Source organism: Moorena sp. SIO3I6 (assembly GCF_010672095.1).
Genome location: NZ_JAAHHU010001679.1, coordinates 1 through 1,077 on the forward strand (window position 1 = coordinate 1; position 1,077 = coordinate 1,077).

Below are 1,077 nucleotides of genomic sequence, written 5' to 3' on the forward strand. Positions count from 1 at the left end.
CTCAACTGATCAGCTTACCGGAAAACTTTTCTTTTCTTGGTACAGAGGAAGACAAAATTACCCATGCTGATGCGATCGCAGAGCGAAGTGAACAATTCCTCAAAACTATGGCGCAACGGTTCCAAGTCACTATCCTTGGTGGTGGCTTTCCGGTACCAGTGGGTAGTAGTAAAGTCTACAATACTGCCCTACTCATCGGTTCGAGTGGCAATGAACTAGCTCGCTATCATAAGGCTCATCTATTTGATGTTAACCTCCCTGATGGGAATACCTATCGAGAATCAGAGACAGTTAAGGCTGGAACTGAACTACCCAAGGTCTACCCGTCCCCAGAATTCGGCAATTTGGGACTCTCTGTCTGTTATGATGTTCGATTCTCGGAACTCTACCGACACTTATCCCAGAATGGAGCGGATGTATTGTTTGTGCCTGCTGCCTTCACCGCTTACACTGGCAAAGACCATTGGCAGGTTCTGCTCCAAGCTAGAGCCATAGAAAACACCTGCTATGTGATTGCCCCAGCCCAAACTGGTCGTCACTATGCCATGCGCTACACCCATGGTCATGCAATGATAGTGGACCCTTGGGGGGTAATCTTGGCAGATGCTGGAGACACACCAGGAGTTGCGATCGCAGAAATTGACCCAGACCGCCTCCAACAAGTCCGCCAACAGATGCCTTGTCTAGAACACAGAGTCTTTGTTTGATTAGTTCTTAGTTTTTAGTCTTAATTAACCTGAGTTCTGGATTAAGTTGATAATGTCGAACTCAGGTCATAACTAAAAACTAACTACTAATGACTAGCAACAGCCACAGCAGATTCAGACCAACGCCCTACGGCTTTGCCGATTACCGCCCATTCTTTCACCAACTCGTCAAACCGCTCCGGTGTCAAAGATTGTGGTCCATCAGACAGGGCTTTAGCGGGGTTGGGGTGAACTTCGATCATCAACGAGTCAGTTCCAGCTGCGATCGCAGCTTTTGCCATAGCTGGAACATAATCAGACTTCCCTGTGCCGTGACTGGGGTCAATCATAATCGGCAAGTGAGTTAGGGTGCGCAAGACTGGCACTATTG

At 48.0% G+C, this 1,077-nt stretch carries 1 protein-coding gene and 1 pseudogene; one reads left to right on the plus strand and one right to left on the minus strand.

Annotated features, from left to right (window positions below):
• A partial coding sequence (locus tag F6K49_RS52230; RefSeq protein ID WP_293110938.1) for a carbon-nitrogen hydrolase family protein occupies positions 1–707 on the plus strand: 707 nt, incomplete at its 5' end.
• Positions 708–793: 86 nt separating this feature from the next.
• Here the strand turns inward: F6K49_RS52230 and F6K49_RS52235 are convergent.
• Positions 794–1,077, minus strand: a pseudogene (locus F6K49_RS52235) (3-deoxy-7-phosphoheptulonate synthase); the annotation flags it as partial.